The sequence below is a fragment of the Streptomyces sp. BE20 genome, assembly GCF_036322525.1.
Taxonomy (GTDB): Bacteria; Actinomycetota; Actinomycetes; order Streptomycetales; family Streptomycetaceae; genus Kitasatospora.
Map to the genome: position 1 here is coordinate 1 of NZ_JAQYWW010001175.1, position 447 is coordinate 447.

At 70.5% G+C, this 447-nt stretch carries 1 pseudogene; it reads left to right on the plus strand.

Features of this window, described 5'->3' with window-relative positions:
• A pseudogene (locus PUR61_RS36935) lies at positions 1 to 251 on the plus strand (ABC transporter permease); the annotation flags it as partial.
• Positions 252 to 447: the final 196 nt, after the last annotated feature.

Consider the following 447-nt stretch of genomic DNA (forward strand, 5'->3'; position numbering starts at 1 on the left):
AGGCACACCGGCTCCCGTTCTGGGTCAACCAGCGACTCGGCCTGCTCCTCCTGACCCTGCTCCTCGTCGCGCTGTTCGGCGCGCTGCGGCCCGCGTTCCTCGACGAACGGCTCGTGCTCTTCCCGCTGCTGCGCGACATCGTGACGCTGACCGTGGTGGCGCTCGCCCAGATGGTGGTCCTCTCCGTGGGGCACATGAACCTCGCCGTCGGCCGGATGGCCGCTTTCGGCGCCATGTTCGCGGGATTCGGACCGGGTGGTCGTCATGGCCGCCCCCGCGTCCGCGGCGAGTTCTCCAACGACCACGACTACGAGCGGACGAGCCGGCAGATCATCCGCCTCATCCACAACCGGCCGCCCCCGGCCCTGTCCGCGAGGGCCGACGCATGACGCGGCGCATCGTCCAGGTGATCCGGCTCCGCCCAGAGAAGGCGGACGAGTACCGCAC